At 41.2% G+C, this 20,347-nt stretch carries 12 protein-coding genes and 4 pseudogenes; 7 read left to right on the top strand and 9 right to left on the bottom strand.

From position 1 onward, the window contains the following. The first annotated feature begins 28 nt into the window (after positions 1-28). Both rsmB and trkA read left to right on the top strand, forming a co-directional pair. Positions 29-1,357 carry a 16S rRNA (cytosine(967)-C(5))-methyltransferase RsmB gene (gene rsmB / locus GM698_RS04930; protein WP_209289741.1) on the top strand — a complete coding sequence of 443 codons (1,329 nt, stop codon included), beginning with the start codon at positions 29-31 and terminating at the stop codon, positions 1,355-1,357. Beyond that, entirely contained in the window at positions 1,358-2,734 is a 1,377-nt protein-coding gene (trkA, locus tag GM698_RS04925) for a Trk system potassium transporter TrkA (protein ID WP_176807835.1), read from the top strand. Positions 2,735-2,805: 71 nt separating this feature from the next. Here the strand turns inward: trkA and GM698_RS04920 are convergent, their stop codons facing one another. The 6 genes and pseudogenes from GM698_RS04920 to GM698_RS04895 all read right to left on the bottom strand — a co-directional run bounded on the left by GM698_RS04920 (position 2,806) and on the right by GM698_RS04895 (position 9,472). After that, entirely contained in the window at positions 2,806-3,456 is a 651-nt protein-coding gene (locus tag GM698_RS04920) for an L-fuculose-phosphate aldolase (RefSeq protein WP_209289740.1), read from the bottom strand. Between the two features lie 59 nt (positions 3,457-3,515). After that, a pseudogene (locus tag GM698_RS10590) lies at positions 3,516-3,671 on the bottom strand (RbsD/FucU domain-containing protein); the annotation flags it as partial. Positions 3,672-3,778: 107 nt separating this feature from the next. Then, positions 3,779-5,212 (bottom strand): L-fuculokinase, encoded by a 1,434-nt coding sequence (fucK, locus tag GM698_RS04910; RefSeq protein WP_209289739.1) that lies wholly within the window; start codon positions 5,210-5,212, stop codon positions 3,779-3,781. 189 nt (positions 5,213-5,401) lie between these two features. Beyond that, the gene (fucI, locus tag GM698_RS04905; RefSeq protein WP_209289738.1) at positions 5,402-7,168 is read right to left on the bottom strand and encodes an L-fucose isomerase; all 1,767 of its coding nucleotides are present in this window, start codon (positions 7,166-7,168) and stop codon (positions 5,402-5,404) included. Positions 7,169-7,375: 207 nt separating this feature from the next. After that, complete coding sequence (locus GM698_RS04900) at positions 7,376-8,122, bottom strand: DeoR/GlpR family DNA-binding transcription regulator (protein WP_176807839.1); 747 nt, start codon at positions 8,120-8,122, stop codon at positions 7,376-7,378. A gap of 138 nt (positions 8,123-8,260) precedes the next feature. Next, complete coding sequence (locus GM698_RS04895) at positions 8,261-9,472, bottom strand: ATP-binding protein (RefSeq protein WP_209289737.1); 1,212 nt, start codon at positions 9,470-9,472, stop codon at positions 8,261-8,263. Positions 9,473-9,645: 173 nt separating this feature from the next. On the opposite strand from GM698_RS04895, the gene purL reads away from it, so the two are divergent. Further along, a complete protein-coding gene (gene purL, locus GM698_RS04890; protein ID WP_209289736.1) occupies positions 9,646-13,545 on the top strand; it encodes a phosphoribosylformylglycinamidine synthase in 3,900 nt (1,299 codons plus the stop codon). A gap of 69 nt (positions 13,546-13,614) precedes the next feature. On the opposite strand, the pseudogene GM698_RS04885 reads toward purL, so the two are convergent. Beyond that, a pseudogene (locus tag GM698_RS04885) lies at positions 13,615-13,796 on the bottom strand (transposase); the annotation flags it as partial. Between the two features lie 108 nt (positions 13,797-13,904). Here GM698_RS04885 and GM698_RS04880 point away from each other — a divergent pair. The 4 genes and pseudogenes from GM698_RS04880 to GM698_RS04865 all read left to right on the top strand — a co-directional run. Further along, positions 13,905-14,087 (top strand): annotated as a pseudogene (locus tag GM698_RS04880) (IS1595 family transposase); the annotation flags it as partial. A gap of 292 nt (positions 14,088-14,379) precedes the next feature. Beyond that, positions 14,380-16,845: a TonB-dependent receptor plug domain-containing protein gene (locus tag GM698_RS04875; RefSeq protein ID WP_176807844.1), complete on the top strand. Its 2,466-nt coding sequence runs from the start codon at positions 14,380-14,382 to the stop codon at positions 16,843-16,845. Between the two features lie 240 nt (positions 16,846-17,085). Continuing rightward, entirely contained in the window at positions 17,086-17,595 is a 510-nt protein-coding gene (locus GM698_RS10585; protein ID WP_245189290.1) for a transposase, read from the top strand. Between the two features lie 442 nt (positions 17,596-18,037). Further along, positions 18,038-18,277: pseudogene (locus tag GM698_RS04865) on the top strand (asparaginase domain-containing protein); the annotation flags it as partial. A gap of 218 nt (positions 18,278-18,495) precedes the next feature. Here the strand turns inward: GM698_RS04865 and msrQ are convergent. Then, positions 18,496-19,080: a protein-methionine-sulfoxide reductase heme-binding subunit MsrQ gene (gene msrQ, locus GM698_RS04860; protein WP_176807846.1), complete on the bottom strand. Its 585-nt coding sequence runs from the start codon at positions 19,078-19,080 to the stop codon at positions 18,496-18,498. Continuing rightward, positions 19,080-20,033: a protein-methionine-sulfoxide reductase catalytic subunit MsrP gene (gene msrP, locus GM698_RS04855; protein WP_176807847.1), complete on the bottom strand. Its 954-nt coding sequence runs from the start codon at positions 20,031-20,033 to the stop codon at positions 19,080-19,082. Before msrP ends, msrQ begins: the two co-directional genes overlap by 1 nt. Positions 20,034-20,347 lie beyond the last annotated feature (314 nt).

Here is a 20,347-nt window from a genome sequence, read left to right as displayed (position 1 = left end):
CCATTCTATCCGAATGGCATTTTTATTTATGAAAAAAAATTCTGCTGCACTCTCTTCTCGAGCGATGAGTGCAAATATTCTTTTACAAGTACTTGAGCAAGGTAAATCGCTTTCTACGCTGATGTTTGACGCGCAAAAACAACTTAACCCAAAAGATTTACCGCTTGTGCAAGAAATTACTTTTGGGGTGTGCCGAGTGTTGCCTCGCCTTGAGGCTATCATCAAATTATTGGTGGCAAAACCGCTCAAAGGCAAAACGCGTTTGGTGCATTGTTTGTTGTTGGTGGGGTTATATCAACTTCTTTATATGCGAGTGCCTGCCCACGCTGCGGTTGATGAAGTGGTGAATGCGACTAAAGCATTAAAATTGGATAGTTTTCGTGCTTTAACAAATGGTGTGTTACGCTGTTTTTTGCGTGAACAAGAAAGCATTTTGGCGAAAGTGGATAAGCATTGGCAAACCCTGCACCCCGAATGGTTGGTAAACAAGTTAAAAAAAGCCTACCCTCATTGGCGTGAAATTATTGAGGCAAATAACCAACGCCCTCCAATGTGGATTCGTGTTAATCAGCAACATATTAAAGCAAAAGATTATGCGGCACTGCTTAATGATTTAGTTGCAAAAAATTCGGAAAATTCGACCGCTTGTACTTCAGCGAATATTCCCGAATGTGCGATTTTGTTAGACAAACCCGTTGTTGTTAATCAACTTGTTCATTTTGAACAAGGCTGGGCAACCGTGCAAGATGCTCACGCCCAATGGTCGGCGGAATTATTAGGGGCAGAAAATGGCGAGCTGATTTTAGATGCCTGTGCCGCCCCGGGTGGAAAAACCACCCATATTTTAGAAAAATCGCCACTGGCGAAAGTGATGGCGTTAGATATTGAAGAAAACCGCTTACACCGCGTGCGTGAGAACCTCGCCCGACTTGGACAAACCGCAGAGATAATGTGTGGCGATGCTGCCAAACCTGATGAATGGCTAGAAAAAGGTGTGATGTTCGATCGCATTTTGCTTGATGCCCCTTGTTCTGCAACAGGCGTTATTCGCCGTCATCCAGATATTAAATGGCTTCGCCAAGAAAGCGATATTGCAGAGCTGGCAACACTACAAAGAAATATTCTCAATGCCTTATGGGAAAGACTAAAACCCAATGGCATTTTGCTTTATGCAACTTGCTCAGTGCTACCCGAAGAAAATAGTGAGCAAATTCAACGATTTGTACAAGAAATGCCAACTGCAAAATTAGTGGAAATGGATTTTAACGGCGAAAAAGTGCTAGAGAAACAGTTTTTTCCTGAGCAAAATAGTGGCGATGGATTTTTCTACGCAAAATTACAAAAAGTGGCAAATTAAATGAAAATTATCATTTTAGGTGCGGGGCAGGTGGGCTCAACACTGGCAGAAAATTTAGTCAGCGAAAATAACGATTTGGTTTTAATTGATAATGACCCCTCTCGTTTAGATAAACTTAAAGACAAGCACGATTTACAAGTGATTCGAGGCGAATTTGCTTCGCCACAAGTATTGCGAGAGGCGGGGGCAAGCGATGCAGATTTGTTGGTTGCAGTAACAGACAGCGATGAGGTGAATATGATTGCCTGCCAAATTGCTTATACTCTGTTTAATGTGCCAACTAAAATTGCCCGTATTCGAAGTGCGGATTATGTGCGAGAAAAAGAGCTGCTGTTTAACGATAATGTGTTGCCCATCGATCATATTATTGCGCCTGAAATGCTAGTAAAAAAAGATATTCTTCGCCTTATTCACTATCCGGGGGCGTTGCAAATTACCCATTTTGCGAATGAGCAAGTGAGCATTGTAAATGTGAAAGCCTATTATGGCGGCCCTCTGGTTGGTTACCCGATTTCGGCGTTGCGTGATCACCTTCCTCATATTGAAGTGCGTGTGGTCTCTATTTTTCGCCAAGACAAGTCTATTGTGCCACAAGGTTCTACCATTATTGAGGCAGGCGATGAGGTGTTTTTTATCTGTGCAACCTCACATATTCGAGCGGTAATGAGTGAACTGCAACGCTTAGAGCGTCCTCACAAACGCATTATGATTGTAGGCGGAGGGAGCATCGGTTCCTCACTCGCTCACGATTTGGAAGATCAATATAGTGTTAAAATTATTGAACGTAACCCAAAACGTGCTGAAAAATTGGCGGAAAAACTGTCTAAAACCCTCGTTTTAACTGGCGATGCCTCGGATAAAGAGCTATTGTTTGAAGAACATATTGAAAATATTGATTTATTCCTTGCCGTGACGAGCGATGATGAGTCTAATATTATGTCAGCCTTGCTTGCTAAACGGCTTGGTGCGAAGAAAGTGATCGTTTTAGTGCAGCGTTTGGCTTATTTACACTTAATTCAAGGCGGTACGATTGATATTGCAATATCGCCACAACAAGCGACGATTTCTGCCCTTGCTAGCTATGTACGAAAAGGCGATATTTTACAAGTGTCTTCGTTAAAACTCGGCGTGGCGGGTGCGGTAGAAATTATTGCTCACGGTGATGAAACCTCTTCTAAAGTGGTTGGCAAACAAATTCGAGAAATTAAGTTACCGCAAGGTGCCATTATTGGTGCGGTGGTTCGTAGAGAAGCGGTGATTATTGCCCATAAATCAACAGTAATTGAAGAAAATGACCGAGTCATTATTTTTGTGAATGATAAAAAACAGATCGATGAAATTGAAAAACTCTTCCAAATTGGGGTGTTTTTCCTGTAAACAGAAAGGGCATTTTTAAACAATGCCCTTTCTGTTTGGTTAGTTTTTCGTGAAAAATGACCGCTTGTAACTTACCTTTCTTCCACCCAAGAACCGTAGGATTTAAATTTTTCTAATACGATATCCATCTGTTCTTTGTTTAACGTTGGGATAGCTTTACCTGTAGCGAGTAATTTCAGATACCATTCTGCGATCACTTCTACTTCGTGAGCCACACCGAGGGTTTTGTCTAGGGTTTTATCGGCAGTGATTAAGCCGTGATGTGCCAATAAAATTGCTTTACTGCTTTTAATTCCTTCTCGCACATAATCGGCTAATTGATGGGTGCCAAAGGGGGCGTAAGGTACGCACGGAATATGGTCGGTGCCAGTACACGCAATCATATAGTGAATAGCGGGTATCGGTTCACCTAAAATAGAAACTGCGGCACAGTTTTTTGCGTGGTTATGCACCACTGCATTTAGCTCTGAACGAGCTTCATAAACTGCCAAATGGAACTGCCATTCGCTTGAGGGGAGTTTACCCTCTTCGTGCTTACCGTTACCATCAACAAACACGATAGAATCTTCCGTCATTTCTTCATAAGGTGTGCCTGTTGGGGTAATCAGCATACCGTCTTTATAACGCACACTGACATTACCTGCTGTGCCTTGGTTTAACCCGATTCGGGTCATTTCAAGACAGGTGTCAATAATTTGTCTTGCCAGTTGTTGTCTTTCCATTTTGGAACTCCTTTTAATTTTGTTTTTGTAAAAAATTCTGATTTTTTAACCGCTTGTACTTAAACTGGTGTGACGCCTTTTTTGATAATAATATTGCCATATTTCGCCAACTCGCCAGTAATCACCACCGCATAAGCGGCTTTCGCTCTGTTGTAAATTGCTAGTGGGGCTTCAACATATTGGTTAAATTCGAATAGGGCAGAAATACCATCTAATTTTACCCCTCTCCCTGATTTGAGGTTCTGAACGAACCTCAAATCTGTCCCTCTCCCACAAGGGGCGAGGACATATATCTCCCCCCTGTGGGAGAGAGCGGGAAACGCTATCTATAAAATTGATTATTTGCTGATGGCTCAACCCGTTTCACATTTGGCTTCATTGCCTGTTGTGCGACATTCGGGCTGTCAAACACTCCAGCTCCAGCAAAGGTGAACATTGCTGCCCCCAACACCGTACTTTCTGGGAAATCCACCACATCAATCGGGCGATTTAGCACATCGGCTCGGATTTGGTTCCACAACGCATTTTTAGAACCTCCGCCTACACAAATCAAACTTTCCGCATTGAAGTTGCCGACTTCTTGTAATACGTTCAGTCCGTCTTTTAGGAGGTGAGCCATATACTCCAAACCTGCTCGATAAATTTCGCCACGAGAGGTGTGCATAGATAAACCTGTAATGGATCCTGTTTGGTCTGTTGTGCCGTCAAAGTTGCCGACCAATTTCACGCCGTTTGAGCCAGCTGGTACTTCTGTTGCTTCGCCAATCATTGTGGCGTAGTAGTTCGGTGTATCTGCCGCATCAGAGAAGAAGCGTTTGCCAACCCACTCCATCACGCCTGAAGCCACCCATTGCACACCTGGGTTGAAATAGCCTGACTGGCTGTCAAACTCAATGGTTAAGCCATTTTCCACAAATTGCGGTTGCGGTTTTGCTTTGGGGGAGCGAACCATTAAAATTTCCCAAGTGCCAGAGCTTAAAACAGGCTGATTGTAGCCAGCCCCTGAACCGAAAATTGCAAATTGGGTGTCGTGTCCGCAAGAAATCACTGGAATTTGACCGCTTAGCCCTAACTCGTGGGAAATCTCTCTTTTTAATGTTCCCACAACCTCGCCTGCATTTTTCATTGGTGGGAAGTGTTTTTCGGTTAAGCCGAGCAGCTCTAACACTTCGTTATCCCAAGCGTCGTTTTCAATATTTGTCATCATTGAGGTGCCTGCCATTGTGCGGTCGGTGCTTTGTACACCCGTTAGTCGGTAGGTCAAAATGGACGAAATAAATAAGAAGCTCTCTGCTTGGGTGTAAATGTCAGGTTTGTTCTCTTTTAGCCACAATAATTTGAATAAGGTGTTAAAGCTGTAATGCCCCACGCCGTTGCGGCGATATAAGGCTTCTACATCAATATAATGGGCGAGATTTTCCATAATTGGCAAGGTTCTTGGGCATTTCCACGAAATAATCGGGTAAAGCTGCTTGCCGTTTTTATCAAAAAATGCACCGTCCACGCCAAATGTCGTGACGGAAATCCCAACAATTTGTTGTCGTTGTTGTTCCGAAAGTTGAGCAAGGGTTTGTTTGGCACAAATCATTAGTTTTGACCAAATTTCTTCAATATCCCAAATGTGAAACTCAGGATTTTCCGCATCAGGCTGCGTGTTATTCGGTAAGTGATGTGCCGCCACAATTTGACCTGTTTGGTCGATTGCGATAGTTCGTAGATTGGTGGCACCACAGTCAAAAATAAGGGAAATTGGCATTTTTATCTCCTTCATTTTACTCTCTCCCCTTGTGGGAGAGACCGATTAAATTGCGTTCAGCAATTTAATCAGAGAGGGGGTAAATTGTGAGAGAAAAGTGACCGCTTGTTGCCCCCTCTCCCTGCAACACCATTTTGAACGAATTGTGTTGCTGTCCCTCTCCCGCAAGGGGAGAGGGCGATTTTTTACTTATTTATACAGCGGTCCGAAGTTTGCACAAGCTCTGTAGTCTTGACCTTCTTTGTCTTGTCCAAAGCCATTCCACGCACTTGGGCGGAATACGTCTTTGTCTTCCACATTGTGCATACAAACTGGAATGCGTAACATTGAAGCAAGGGTGATTAAGTCTGCACCCACGTGTCCGTAAGTGGCTACGCAGTGGTTTGCTCCCCAGTTCGCCATCACGCTATACACATCAGCAAATGCCCCTTTGCCTGTTAAGCGTGGTACGAACCACGTGGTTGGCCAAGTTTCGTTGGTGCGTTTGTTTAAGGTATCGTGAACGTGTTCTGGTAAGTCGATAGACCAACCCTCCGCAATTTGTAACACCGGCCCAATACCTTTGATTAAGTTGATGCGGTGCATCGTAAATGGCATTCCGCCTTTGGTTAAGAATTGTGATGATAAACCGCCGCCACGGAAGTATTCGTGAACCGCTGGACACCAATGTGTATTCTCTAAACAGCGTTTTCCATCTTCTTCTGTTACTTCCCAAGCAGGTTTGATGGTTGGTTTGCCGTCTTTGTCAGTGTGCTGACCTGTGCCGTCTAACGCTGCTGAACCTGAATTGATTAAGTGGATAAAGCCACTTTCCGGACGCCAGCCTGTGACCCGCTCAACCGAGTCTTCGCTCCAGTAAGTACGCACATCAGCAAACACTTGAGCCTGACCGGTTAATAAGTTACCGAATAACATATTCACGCCATTTAAGCTGTCGTTTTCGGTTGCCATAATGTATGGCGGACGCACACCGTTCCAGTCGTAGGTGGAATTTAGCATTGCTTCTAAAAAGTCACCGTTTGGCAAATGGTCTGTCCAATGGCGTTGCCCTTGGAAACCAGCAGCGATGGCATTGTGACCTAATGCTTCTTCGCCGTAGCCTAATTCAGCTAAACGTGGGTTGCCCACCATTAAATCACGGGCGATGATGGTCATTTTCACCACATCTTCCCAAAGTTTTTCACGTTCTTCTGGCGAGCGTTGGTTTTCTGGAGCATTAACATCAACCCCTTCTTTGCAATAGACTTTCACCCATTCCATCGCTAATTTAAATTCGGCTTCATCGTAAATGTTGCGGTCTAGACGGCGTTTGATTTCGGTCATATCCACATATTCATTACGCATACCCAAATAGTTTTGGAAGAACTCTTGGTTTACGATAGAGCCAGCAATCCCCATTGAAACGGAGCCGATAGATAAATAAGATTTACCACGCAAAGTCGCCACCGCTAAACCTGCACGAGCAAAACGCAATAATTTTTCACGCACATCCGCAGGAATGGATTGGTCTCCAGCTTCTTGTACTTCAGTGCCGTAGATTGAGAAGGCGGGTAAACCTAATTGGCTATGTCCTGCGAGAGCTGCGGCTAAATAGACTGCACCTGGGCGTTCTGTGCCGTTAAAGCCCCAAATCGCTTTCGGTATATGTGGATCCATATCAATCGTTTCTGAGCCATAGCACCAACAAGGGGTAACGGTGATAACTGCACCGACATTTTCACGTTTGAATTTTTCCGCACAAGTCGCTGCTTCGGCAACACCACCGATGGTGCTATCTGCAATTACGCACTCAACAACATCGCCATTTGGATGACGGAGTTCAGATTGAATTAAATTTGCTACGGCTTTCGCCATATTCATTGTTTGATCTTCAAGTGATTCACGCACTCCTAAACGGCGACCGTCAATAGTTGGGCGGATACCAATTTTAACAGGGGTGGATTTTAACGTTGTCATAAATAGTTCTCCCGATTGGGTTTAAAAACTGTATTGATGAATTTATTATGCACAGGCAATAGATCTGATGAAGAGAAATTCTAAAATCGTTTAATTTTTGTGATTAGGATCACAAAATTTGGATAGTTTTTAGTTGAAAGTCTAAAAAAATATGCCCGATTTTACTTTTTTCGGGCAAAATCGGGCATATTGAGGAGGAAGAAATAACTAGATAATGAGTTGAATTTGGTTTTCTAAACAGTAATTTTGTACAACCTTAGGGGGTATTTGATCGACAAACAGTTTATTAACACAAGAGAGCATTTCCATTTGAATTAAGTCTTTACGATCAAATTTGCTGTGATCAACCAACAAAAACACCGCTTTACTATTTGCCAACAATTTCCGTTTGAAGGAAATATTAATTTCATTGGATTCCCAAATTACATTGTCTGCAATACCTGTACAAGAGATAATCGCGATATCAATTTTCAAGCGAGATAATAGCTGCTCAGAAAGCGGTCCATAAAAAGCATCATATTTCTCTGAATATATCCCACCCGTCGCAACGGTTCTAATGTGTGGTTTATGTGAAAGACTGCGAATAATCCGCATAGAGCTACTTACAATCGTACAGGGAATATTTGGAATGCGTTGTGCTACGTTCCAAGAGGTTGAGCTAGCATCAAGGGCAATCACGGATTCTGGTTGTAAATAAGAGACAACATTTTCTGCAATATGTCGTTTAGCTTCGCTATTTGCTCGTAAGCGAGTACTAAATGAACGTCCGATATCTCTTTTCTTATGACTAACCGCCCCACCATGTGTGCGGTGTAGCAGCCCGTTTTTATCTAATCTATTTAAATCTCGGCGGATAGTCTCAATAGAAACTGAACAATGTTCAGCCAATTCTTGCACGCTAGCCTCATCAAATTGGGCGAGATAAGCGATGATTTTATCTTGTCGTTGCTGCATAAATAGTCCTTAGTAAATTTAGACATAAATTTAACCGCTTGTAGGTCGGTCTGTCGAGTGGATAAATCGGATTTTTAGAGCGTGATCACATTTGTTTTACAAGCGGTCAAATTTCCTGATTTTTTTGCAAATGTCACGTTAATTCACAAAAAATTCGGTAAAAGGAATAATCTCAATGGTTTTTCCGTCACTGATCACTTTATCTTTTTGGTTTAACGTAATGATATAGCCGTTATCAAAGTCGAAAAAACGCATTGCATCTAATACACCCTGAATTTCTCGTTCTCGATTTTCGGCATTCAGCGTTAAACAAACCTGAATAAGCTGTTGTGGTTGAGCATTTTTACACACCACGAAGTCACACTCTTTATTATTTTCGTTGTAATAATAGATCTCTTGATATTGGCGGCGTAATGCCCAAAATACGGCATTTTCTAATTTCCTACCGAGATCTGCCGTAAAAGAGGGGGAAATTGCTTCTTGTAAGCCGTTATCAATAAAATAGACCTTGCGAGGGTTCACTAACTGAGCTTTATAAGAGTACGCAAATTTGGGGATAAGCTGTATCAAATAAGCGTTTTCTAAGTAAGTTAAATATTCCTGCACGGTGGAGGTGCTTTTTACATTTAAACTTTGGGTGAGCTTACTCGCTGAAATTAAGTTCCCTACATTGCTGGCTAAAAACAGTACAAGCCGTTTCATTGATTGTTCGTCCCGAATAGCGTAGCGCACCACAATATCACGGTATAAAATATCGTTGATTAAATGTTCAAACAGTTCATTTTCTTGCGTTTTCAAATATTGTGGAAAACCGCCTTTGTGCAAATATTTCTCCACGCTTTCCGCATTTTGCGGTAATTGTAGAAACGCACAAAATTCAGAAAATGAAAAAGGGAACAGCTCTTTGCTAATATGCCTGCCAGTTAATTTTGTGCCGAGTTCTCGGCTTAATAATGAGGCATTTGAGCCTGTCACAATCACTTGATACCCTTCATCGAGCTTGCCTCGCACATAGATTTCCCATTGATCAATAACTTGGATTTCATCAAAAAAAAGGATTTTAACCTGTTTTTCTTGAATGATTTCATCTAACAAACGGAAATCGCTGAATTGGAAATCAAACAGCCTTGGCGTATCAAAATTGATAAACAGCGTTGTTTGTAGATTTTGTTGCTGTAAAAGTTGGGTAAGCAATGTGCTTTTGCCGCAACGTCTGATGCCAGTAATAATTAATGCCATTTCGTTATAAAAACGCAGTTGTGGCAACATTTCTCTAGGATAGCTTTGTTGAAAGGCTAATTGTTGTTGCTGAATGCTAATTATATCAAGGAGATCGGATTTTAGTATCATAAGTGTTTATTGGTATTGAATGAATTTGTTTGATAGTAACAAATAAATTTATTCGATGCTAGCAAATAAATTTGAAGAGAATTATCTTTCCCTTATTTTTCAATGCTAGCAACCGTTTGCGTAATGAATTATAATCAGCACAAATTTTCATTTTAGATAGGAAAATATCATCAATGACTATGCAGATCTTTCGTGGCTCGCCAGCCCTTTCTGAATTTCGTTTAAACCAACTTCATCAAAAATTCCAGCAAAATCAACTTCCTGTTAAATCGGTGTATGCCGAATTTTTGCATTTTATTGCCCTAAATCGACCGCTTGCTGAAGCCGAAACAGCGAAAATTCAAGAACTGTTGCATTATGGACCTACATTGAAAGAGCAAGAGCCAACGGGTTTTGCATTATTTGTGACCCCACGGGTTGGTACCATTTCCTCTTGGTCGTCTAAAGCAACGGACATCGCCCATAATTGTGGCTTAGACGCGGTTGAGCGTATTGAGCGTGGCGTGGTGTACTATTTTGAATTTTCTGCCGAGCTGAGCGAGTCCCAACTTACCACGCTCAAAGGCTTGCTGCACGATCGTATGATGGAAACCGTGCTGAAAGACGCTGCCGATGCCGCTCAATTGTTTGCCCAACAAGAACCAAAACCATTCACTTCGGTGGATATTTTAGGCGGTGGTCGCAAGGCGTTAGAGAACGCGAACATCAATTTAGGCTTGGCGTTGGCGGAAGATGAAATTGATTATTTGGTGCAAAATTTCACCGCACTGGGGCGTAACCCGAATGACATCGAGCTTTATATGTTTGCCCAAGCTAACTCAGAACACTGTCGCCACAAAATTTTTAACGCAGACTGGACGATTGACGGCGTGAAACAGGAAAAATCCCTGTTCAAAATGATCAAAAATACCTTTGAGAAAACGCCTGACTATGTGCTTTCCGCTTATAAAGACAATGCCGCCGTGATGGAAGGTTCAACCGTTGGTCGTTTCTTTCCAGATCAAGACGGGCAATATCGTTACCATCAAGAAGATGCGCATATTTTAATGAAAGTGGAAACCCATAATCATCCGACTGCTATCTCGCCATTCCCTGGTGCAGCGACAGGTTCGGGCGGTGAAATTCGTGACGAAGGGGCAACTGGGCGTGGAGCGAAGCCGAAAGCAGGTTTGACAGGCTTCTCGGTCTCAAATTTGGTTATTCCAAACTTTGAACAGCCATGGGAAAATCCCCTCTCTAAACCGAGCCGTATTGCTTCTGCGTTAGATATTATGATCGAAGGCCCACTTGGCGGTGCTGCATTTAATAATGAGTTCGGTCGCCCCGCATTGCTTGGCTACTTCCGCACTTACGAAGAAAAAGTAAATAGTTTTGCAGGCGAGGAAGTGCGGGGTTACCATAAACCAATTATGCTTGCTGGCGGTATTGGCAACATTCGTGCTGAACACGTGCAAAAAGGCGAAATCCCAGTGGGAGCAAAATTAATTGTGCTTGGCGGCCCTGCGATGAATATTGGCTTGGGTGGCGGTGCGGCTTCGTCTATGGCTTCGGGCAAATCGAAAGAGAATTTGGATTTTGCCTCGGTTCAGCGTGAAAACCCAGAAATGGAACGTCGCTGCCAAGAAGTGATCGACCGTTGCTGGCAGATGGGGGCGGAGAACCCAATTTTATTTATTCACGACGTGGGGGCTGGCGGTTTATCAAATGCGATGCCTGAATTGGTTCACGACGGCGAACGTGGCGGTAAGTTTGATTTGCGTAACATCTTGTGCGATGAAAAAGGAATGTCGCCACTTGAAATTTGGTGTAACGAATCGCAAGAGCGTTATGTGCTTGCCGTTTCCCCTGAAAAACTCGACATTTTCACAGCATTGTGCGAAAGGGAAAGAGCCCCATTTGCGGTGATTGGCGAGGCAACGAAAGAGAAGCATTTAACCCTTGCTGACACCCATTTCAACAATAAGCCGATCGATTTGCCGATGAATGTACTGCTTGGTAAAACTCCGAAAATGCAACGAGATGCTTCGTCAAAAACCGTAAAAAATCCACCGCTTGTCACCGCTGATATTGATCTCAAAGAGGCATTTCATCGTGTATTACGTTTGCCTGCGGTGGCGGAAAAGACCTTCCTGATTACTATCGGAGACCGTTCGGTAACCGGTATGGTTGCACAAGATCAGATGGTCGGTCCGTGGCAAATTCCAGTGGCGGATTGTGCTGTCACCACCGCAAGTTTAGACAGCTATCACGGTGAAGCAATGTCAATTGGCGAGCGATCACCTGTTGCTTTGCTTGACTTTGCTGCCTCAGCTCGCCTCGCCGTGGCAGAAAGCATTACTAACATTGCTGCAACCAACATTGGTGATATTAAACGGATTAAACTTTCAGCAAACTGGATGTCAGCAGCAGGTCACGAGGGGGAAGATGCAGGGCTTTATGAAGCCGTAAAAGCCGTGGGCGAAGAGCTTTGCCCTGCACTTGGCATTACAATCCCAGTGGGTAAAGACTCAATGTCGATGCGAACCACTTGGGAAGAGAACGGCGAACAAAAATCGGTAACTGCGCCTCTTTCTCTCGTGATTTCCGCATTCGCCCGTGTGGAAGATGTGCGTAAAACCGTTACCCCACAACTTCGTACCGACAAAGGCGACACTCGCTTGCTGTTAATCGACTTAGGCGAAGGCAACAACCGCTTAGGTGCGACCGCTCTGGCTCAAGTGTATAAACAGATCGGCGACAAACCGGCGGACGTGGTGAATGTGGCACGCTTAAAAGGTTTCTTTAACGCAATACAAACCTTGGTTCGTGATGGCAAGCTACTGGCTTACCACGATAAATCAGACGGTGGTTTAATCACGACCCTTGCGGAAATGGCATTTGCCGGAAATTGCAAAATTCGTGCTGAAATCGACCGCTTGGGAACAGACGACTTAGGCGTGCTGTTCAACGAAGAACTTGGGGCAGTTATTCAAGTTAAAACCTCTGATTTAGAGAGCGTACAAGCGGTATTAAAAGCGGAAAATCTTGCAAATCTTACCTACGATATCGGTTCAGTCGCACAGGGTGATGGCTTTGAAATCACCCGAAATGGCGAAATGGTATTCAGCCAAAAACGCTCCGAACTGCGAGGCATCTGGGCGGAATTAACCCACCAAATGCAGCGTTTGCGTGATAATCCTGAATGTGCAGACCAAGAGTTTGAAGCGAAAAAAGACGCGAATAACAAAGGCTTATCGGCGTTTTTAACCTATGATGTGAATGAAGATATTGCCCTGCCTTTCATCAACAAAGGCACGAAACCAACCATCGCTATCTTGCGTGAGCAAGGCGTAAACAGCCACTACGAAATGGCGGCAGCGTTCGACCGTGCTGGCTTTAATGCAATTGACGTGCATATGTCCGACTTGATCTCTGGTAGACGCAACCTAAACGACTTCAACGCAATGGTGGCGTGCGGTGGTTTTTCTTACGGCGACGTACTGGGTGCGGGCGGCGGCTGGGCGAAATCAATCCTATTCAACCCAATGTTGCGTGATCAATTCAGCCAATTCTTCGTTAACCCGAACACGCTGGCATTAGGGGTATGTAATGGTTGCCAAATGGTCTCCAATCTAGCGGAAATTATTCCAGGCACAGAAAACTGGCCACGCTTCGTGCGTAACAAATCCGAACGTTTTGAAGCTCGTGCCGCAATGGTGAAAATCAACGACACCAACTCGCTCTGGTTCAATGGAATAGCTGGCAGCCATATGCCGATTGCAGTCAGCCACGGTGAAGGGCAGGTGGAATTCAAGCGGTCGGAACAGCTCGAAAACTTGCAAAAACAGAACTTGGTCATTGCCCAATATGTCGATAGCCATCTCAACCCAACCGAACAATACCCAGCCAACCCGAACGGATCGGCGTTGGGTATTACTGCCATCGGCAACACGGACGGACGAGTCGCTATTATGATGCCACACCCAGAACGAGTGTTCCGAGCGGTCAGCAACTCTTGGTGCCCCGAAGATTGGACGGAAGATGGGGCTTGGATGCGGTTGTTTAGAAGTGCGAGAGTGGCGTTGAAGTATTAAAAATCTACCTTCGTAGTGATCTGCCCCCATAGGGGGCGATTAAAATTCGAATTCATAGAACCCGAATTTTTATATATCTGATAAACGAAGTTGTTTATTCTCTAATTCGTACTTTTCCTGATATTTCAAGTACTTTCTTATCATTTCTGCATTGACATCTACGGTGTCTACGCAGTAGCCTCTTGCCACAAAAGTGGGTTGCCCCACAATTTATGCTTACGTAAATAGGGAAACTTATTGAAAAATCTTATTGGACCCTGTTCACCCTTTTAAATGCCCCATTACGTCTTATACAGAAAATGAACGTGATTTATTTGAACGGTCAATTCTACCTTAATAGAAAGTGGTTTTTAGTTAGCAAGCAAAATCACATTAACGGAATTGAGAATTTGGAGAGTCAGGCAAAATGCTATTTGCGTAAATTTAACGGCGTTCCTAAAGTACATGAATTCTATTTGAAAGAATACAGATGGCGTTTTAATCACAGTGACTTAAAATATCAAGTTTTCTTTTTAAAACAATTGGTTAAATTGAGTTTCTAGGATAGCCCCTTATTTTTATAATCCTCTATTTAAGTGCATATTTCTATTTATGCTAATCGTCTAACGTATCCTTTATAATATTGAACATGATTACTATTTTCGTCTTGTGCTATACTAGACTCGCGCAATAAAGGCACACTTTTTTCTTCAGTGTCTTTAGCGTTGCGATTTAAATTTAATTACATTTTTTATAGGAAAGACAATAGAAATGAAGATCAAAAAATATGTATTTCACCTGACTTGTACAACACTTATCTGCCCCTTACCTAGGGTATTCGCAGAGGAAGGTTATATGTTAGATACGGTTGAGGTTAAAGCCCAAGCAATAAAAAAAACAGATGAAGTTTTCATTAAAACAGGGGCAATAAGCACCCGAGATAAAATCTTGGAATCAAACCAAAGCTTAGAGACTATTGTTCGTTCTATGCCTGGCGCATTTACACAAATGGATAAATCTCAAGGTGTGGTTTCTGTTAATATTCGAGGAGGTTCTGGATTTGGGCGAGCTAATACTATTATTGATGGAATTAGCCAAACTTTCTATGGTAGTTCGACAGATGATGGAGGGCGATCAGGAGGCACATCTCAATTTGGAGCTTTTATTGATCCTGCTTTTTTAATGTCTGTTAATGTGGAGAGAGGAACCTTCAGTGGTAGTAGTGGTGCCAATGCATTACTTGGAGCAGCAAACTTTAAAACTGTCGGTGTCAATGATCTAGTTACACAAGGAAATTCCATGGGTGCTATGTCTAAAATGACTTTTGGTAATAATGCAATAGGCCCAAATTATATGGGAATGCTCGCTGGCAAATACCAATTCAATGACTCTACTTGGATAGGAGCATTATTTGGGCATAGTTGGCGCAAAATCTCTCAAAATTATAAAATAGGAGGCGGACGAAAAGTTACGGATAGCTCGATTGACCTTAGTAAAATTGATGATCTAGATAAAGAAAGTTCTACCACCTCACCGTTCAATGCAGCTCATTTAAAACAAAAACCAATGAGTCGTATGGCTAAATTGGAATATGGCGATAAATACCAAACCATCACACTTTCTTATCGTGATTACCAAAGTCAGGTAGCGGGTAGACATTTAAAAAACCAAAACAACCAGTTAAATTATCGTTTTCACTTGCCTGAGTCACCTTGGTTAGATGTTCAAGTGGCCTATGCGGAAAATCAAGGCAAACAAAACTACAACAAAGGGAGCCGAATTAATAATAAATATTTAATTCAAGGTTTGGCAATTAACAACAAAGCGACAACCTTAAATTTGAGTAACACCTTTAAAGTGTCTCCGTTTAAAGATGGAGAATGGGAAGCAATATTAGGTTTTAATCGTTTAAAGAACCGCTATAGTAAAAATAGACATCCTGCGGAATTAAACTATAACTTAGAGAATGGCGAAACCAGCGAAAACAACGATTCTGTAGGAATGACAGCCGTTCGTAAATCGCTTTATACTTCAACTTTCCAGCCTGATGGCGAACAGAAGTTCGATACTTTTTATCTCGACAATCACTTTAACTATGGTATGTGGGGATTGGATATAAACGCAAATATTAATACCGCCCGGTTTATTGGTCAGCGTTTTAAATATTTCCCTTTTACGATTGAAGAATTGGAATCAAATATTAGGCAGGCAAGTAGAAACAGGCAGTTTGAACATTTAAAGTCCTTACAATCTCAATTAGACAACTTGCGAAAAAAACATTGTACATATATTCCAGATGAGGATTTTCCTAATGATCCTGAATGGGGAGAGTTTAACTGTCCTGATGTCAATTTTCCTCATACAGCAACAGGAAAACATAAACGAATTAATTATTCAGCAACCTTGTCTGCTTATATTCACGATTTATTCACGCCCTTTATTAGTTATTCTCAAACACATCGAGCCCCTAATATTAAAGAAATATTCTTCTCTAACTTAGGTGACTATGGTGTAAATACCGCACTACAGCCAGAGCAAGCGAAAACAACACAGTTTGGTATTAATGGATTCAAAGAACGGGTATTTAGTGAAGAAGATAAATTAGGATTTAAAGTGCTATTTTATAACACTCACTTAAAAAACTATATTTATAATGTACAACATACCGCTGTTGGTAGTGCTCCTGGTTTATTCATTTTCCACAAAAACTATGAAAAACCAGTAAATATCAAAGGGATAGAATTAGAATTTAGTTATGATATAGGCTCTTTCTATGGCAACTTAGCTTATGCTCGTCAAAATACGAATCAACCCGTATCCTTTACAGATGCAAGTTCAAGGGTAGATGCCGCTTCTCATTATGGTTTTAAAACTCAAGGTTTTGGTGCCAGCAAAATTTCAGCGTTACCAAGAGACTATGGCTCATTGGAGTTAGGGACAAGATGGTTTGATCAAAGACTACAAATTGGCGGAGTGGCAAAATATTACGGAAAAAGTAAACGTATTGCGATAGATGAGTTTAACTATACTTATTATCCTGGAACACATATTGTGAAAGAAACTCATCGGCTCGAAGAAACCGTAAATAAACAACCTATTATTGTTGATTTTTACGTGAGCTACGAACCAATCAAGTCGCTTATATTAAAGTTAGAACTACAAAATGTCTTTGACAAAAAGTACATTGATCCTCTTGATGCTAATAATGATGCAGCAAGTCAGAGGGTTTACAATTCTGATATCAGTGATGAACCTATTTATACGCTCAATAATTATGCAAGAGGGAGAACTATAGTGTTTAGCACAAGTTATAAATTCTAAATGGGGTTGTCCTAGATAAGCTAGCTTAAATTTCCTTTAACTAATTATTTGGCATAGTGACTAAAATTGAGTCTGCACAGTAGTTTAAAACCTTATAATATAAGGATTTAACCCAGATGGTGCAAGCGTCCACGCTTGTGCCAGTTAATTCCTGTTCTGAAAGTATTTCAGTCATAAGATAAAAGCCTAAATCAGCCAAGTAAAATTTGGTTTATTTGGGCTTTTGTTTTTGGCACAAGCGTGGACGCTTGCGTCATCATTTTATTTATCCATCCATTGCTATCATTTCAGTATTTCTTTGGCTTATCACAAGCGGTTAAATTTTATCAACACTTTGCAAGTTTTAATGATTTTTGCGATCTAGATCGAAAAAATTATATTGGCTTGTGGAATTTAATTTTGAATAGGGTATTTTTCTTATTCCTTTTTAAGTTGAGAAAGGCTATGAGCCGAAAATATAAATTCCACGAAAAGAGCGGTGCTTATTTTGTCAGTTTTGCAACTGTTTATTGGGTTGGTGTGTTTGTGAGAGAAATTTATTTTCAGGTAATTGTTGATGCCTTAGATTACTGCAGAAAACATAAGGGAATGATTTTGTATGCCTATTGTATTATGCCAACTCATATCCATTTATTATTTCAAGCAGAAAATCAAAATCCTTCTGATTTAATACGAGATTTCAAAACATTCACCGCTAAAATACTTATTCAGAGAATTAAAGATAATTTGCAAGAAAACCGTCGGGAATAGTTGCTGTGGATGTTTTCTCGGGCGGCTGAACGACGTTGTAATGTAAAACAATATCAATTCTAGCAACATCATAACCAACCTATTGAAATCTATTCGCAGAAATTCTTTGATGAAAAGTTAAATTATATTCATCAAAATCCAGTGGTAAGTGGTTTTGTGTCTGAGCCTTGGGAATGGAAATATAATTGAAATAAACTGCTTGTATTTTTGCGATCTCTGTCGAAAAATTGTAAATTTTTACTTGTCTGTCGGAGAATTTTGCGTAAATTCTGCTTATTATGTTTTAGTTAAAGGTATTCTATGAGTAGATAACCCAAATGAAAATAGCGATATAACCTATTTCTACCCAGTAATTAATTCCCGCTTTTATGTATCAGATCAAATAATTTACACTGATTTATCGGTATTATCTGTCTTTAGTTTTTTAATTAAGGAGCCTTATATGAAATTCAAAAAATTAGCATTAGCAGCAATGTTAGGTAGCTTATTTGTAACAGCTAATGCGGCAGAATTACCTAATATCACTATTTTAGCGACAGGCGGAACGATTGCTGGTAGTCAGCAGAATGCAAATAGTAGTGCTTATCAAGCAGGGCAATTGAATATCGAAACCTTAATTGAAGCAGTGCCAGAAATGAAAACATTGGCGAATATCAAAGGTGAGCAGATTGTGAAAATTGGCCTACTAAAGCCTTGTTAGATGTAGGCTATCAAGGTATTGTCGTAGCAGGTGTTGGTAACGGCAATATGAATGCGGAAAATCTTGCATTATTTAGAGGAAGCCAACAATATTTTTAAGATTTTTAATAAACGTTAAAGCATATAAAAAATGGCATAAGTGAGTCACTTATGCCATTATTTTTTGTATGTGGTTTGACTGCTGCAAGCGGTGTGATTTTGCTATTTTTTTGCAAATTTAGCCTGTATTTTATGAGTAACAATAAATAGCACTAAGACCCCAATGATAATTGGATCGAATGTTACGCTTTTTACCGACCAATAATAATGCACCATCGCCAATACTAATGCAGGATAAGCCCAATGGTGAATCGTCCCCCAGTGTTTTCCTAATTTTCGTTTTAGCATAGGCAGCGAAGTGACAGCCATTATGCTTAGAATGAAAAAAGCAGTAGCGCCTAAAATCAAATATTGGCGACCAGCAAGCTCGCTAAAAAATAATTTGACATCAAGGCTTAATTCTAACAATAGATAGCTTGAAATATGTAGAGTTGCCCATACAAACGCCCATAATCCCAGTGGTCGGCGTAAAATTTGATACTGGTTTTTCTTTAGGTATTGTAGGGCAATACCAAGTAGAAACATTATACAAAAAATGACGATTGCACCATAACCGAGAAAATGCTCCAGCTCTTTAATCGGATCGGCACCTAATATTGTTTCATTACCCGTATATAATAGCTGTGCTACCCAAACTAGCGGTAATAAACAGCCAAGATGAATGAGTATACGTAACCAGGTTAGCATTAGTAGTTCACCTTTAAATCTAAGCCACGGTATAAATTTGCCACTTCATTTTCGTAGCCATTAAACATTAGCGTTGGCTGGCGTTTGACGGATAATAACCCGCTGGCACCAATTACGCGTTCAGAGGCTTGCGACCAACGTGGATGATCAACATTCGGATTCACATTAGCATAAAAGCCATATTCATTTGGAGCAAGACTTTCCCAAGTAGTGAGTGGACGTTTTTCGGCAAAGGTGATTTTGACGATCGACTTAATACTTTTAAAACCATATTTCCAAGGAACGACTAAGCGAATAGGTGCGCCGTTTTGCGGTGGTAGGGTTTTACCGTATAAACCGACGGACAGTAATGTGAGTGAATTTAAGGCTTCATCTAAGCGTAACGCTTCTACATAAGGATAATCAATCCCCCCGCCTAGCAAACGATTTTTTTGTCCTGGCATTTGTGCAGGATCATATAAAGTGTGAAAGACCACATATTTGGCTTTAGTGGTTGGTTTTGCCATCTCAATTAAGCGAGCTAACTCAAAGCCTATCCACGGCACAACCATTGACCACGCTTCAACACAACGAAAACGGTAAATGCGTTCTTCCAGTGGAAACGTATTAAGCAATTGTTGATGATTTAAGCTAAATGGATTTTCAACTTCACCGCTAATTTCCAATGTCCAAGGATCGGTTTTAAAGTTTGCCGCATTTCTTGCTGGGGCACTTTTATCCACACCAAACTCATAGAAATTGTTATAGCCTATTACTTTGTTTTCGGGAGTGAGTTCAAGCCCTTTATTTGGATCTGGTTTAAACTGCAGTGATTGCAAGTGTCTTTGTGTTTCTGCCATACTTACTTTAGGCAATGCAGAAGCCGCAATACCTAACCCTAACGCGGTAATAATTTTGCGGCGTTGGTAGAAAATAGTTTCAGGTGTCACATCTTGAATGGTTAATTTTTTCATCGAGCTATCCTTTTTTATGAATTGTTGTTATTATTTTGGACTCAGCTGATCGAGAATTCTTACAAAATAAGTGTAATTTTTTATTGGGCATTCCTTACTTAAAGGAGATATATGAAGAGTCTATCTTCTACACAGAGAGAAAAGATTAGAAAGCAAATGGTTAAATTTGCTACCCTACAACTAACCGATAAGCTGCACTTAAAACTTGGATTTTGCCATTTTAATAAAAATACCAAGAAATTGGGCAAGATATTAAGAGCTTACAGTAACAATAAAGATGCTCCGCTCTGATTTATTATACATTTTAAAAGGAG

This window comes from Mannheimia sp. ZY171111 (genome assembly GCF_017750945.1).
Taxonomy (GTDB): Bacteria; Pseudomonadota; Gammaproteobacteria; order Enterobacterales; family Pasteurellaceae; genus Mannheimia; species Mannheimia pernigra.
The sequence above is the reverse complement of the archived record's forward strand: the minus strand, read 5'-3'. Positions and strand labels throughout refer to the sequence as shown.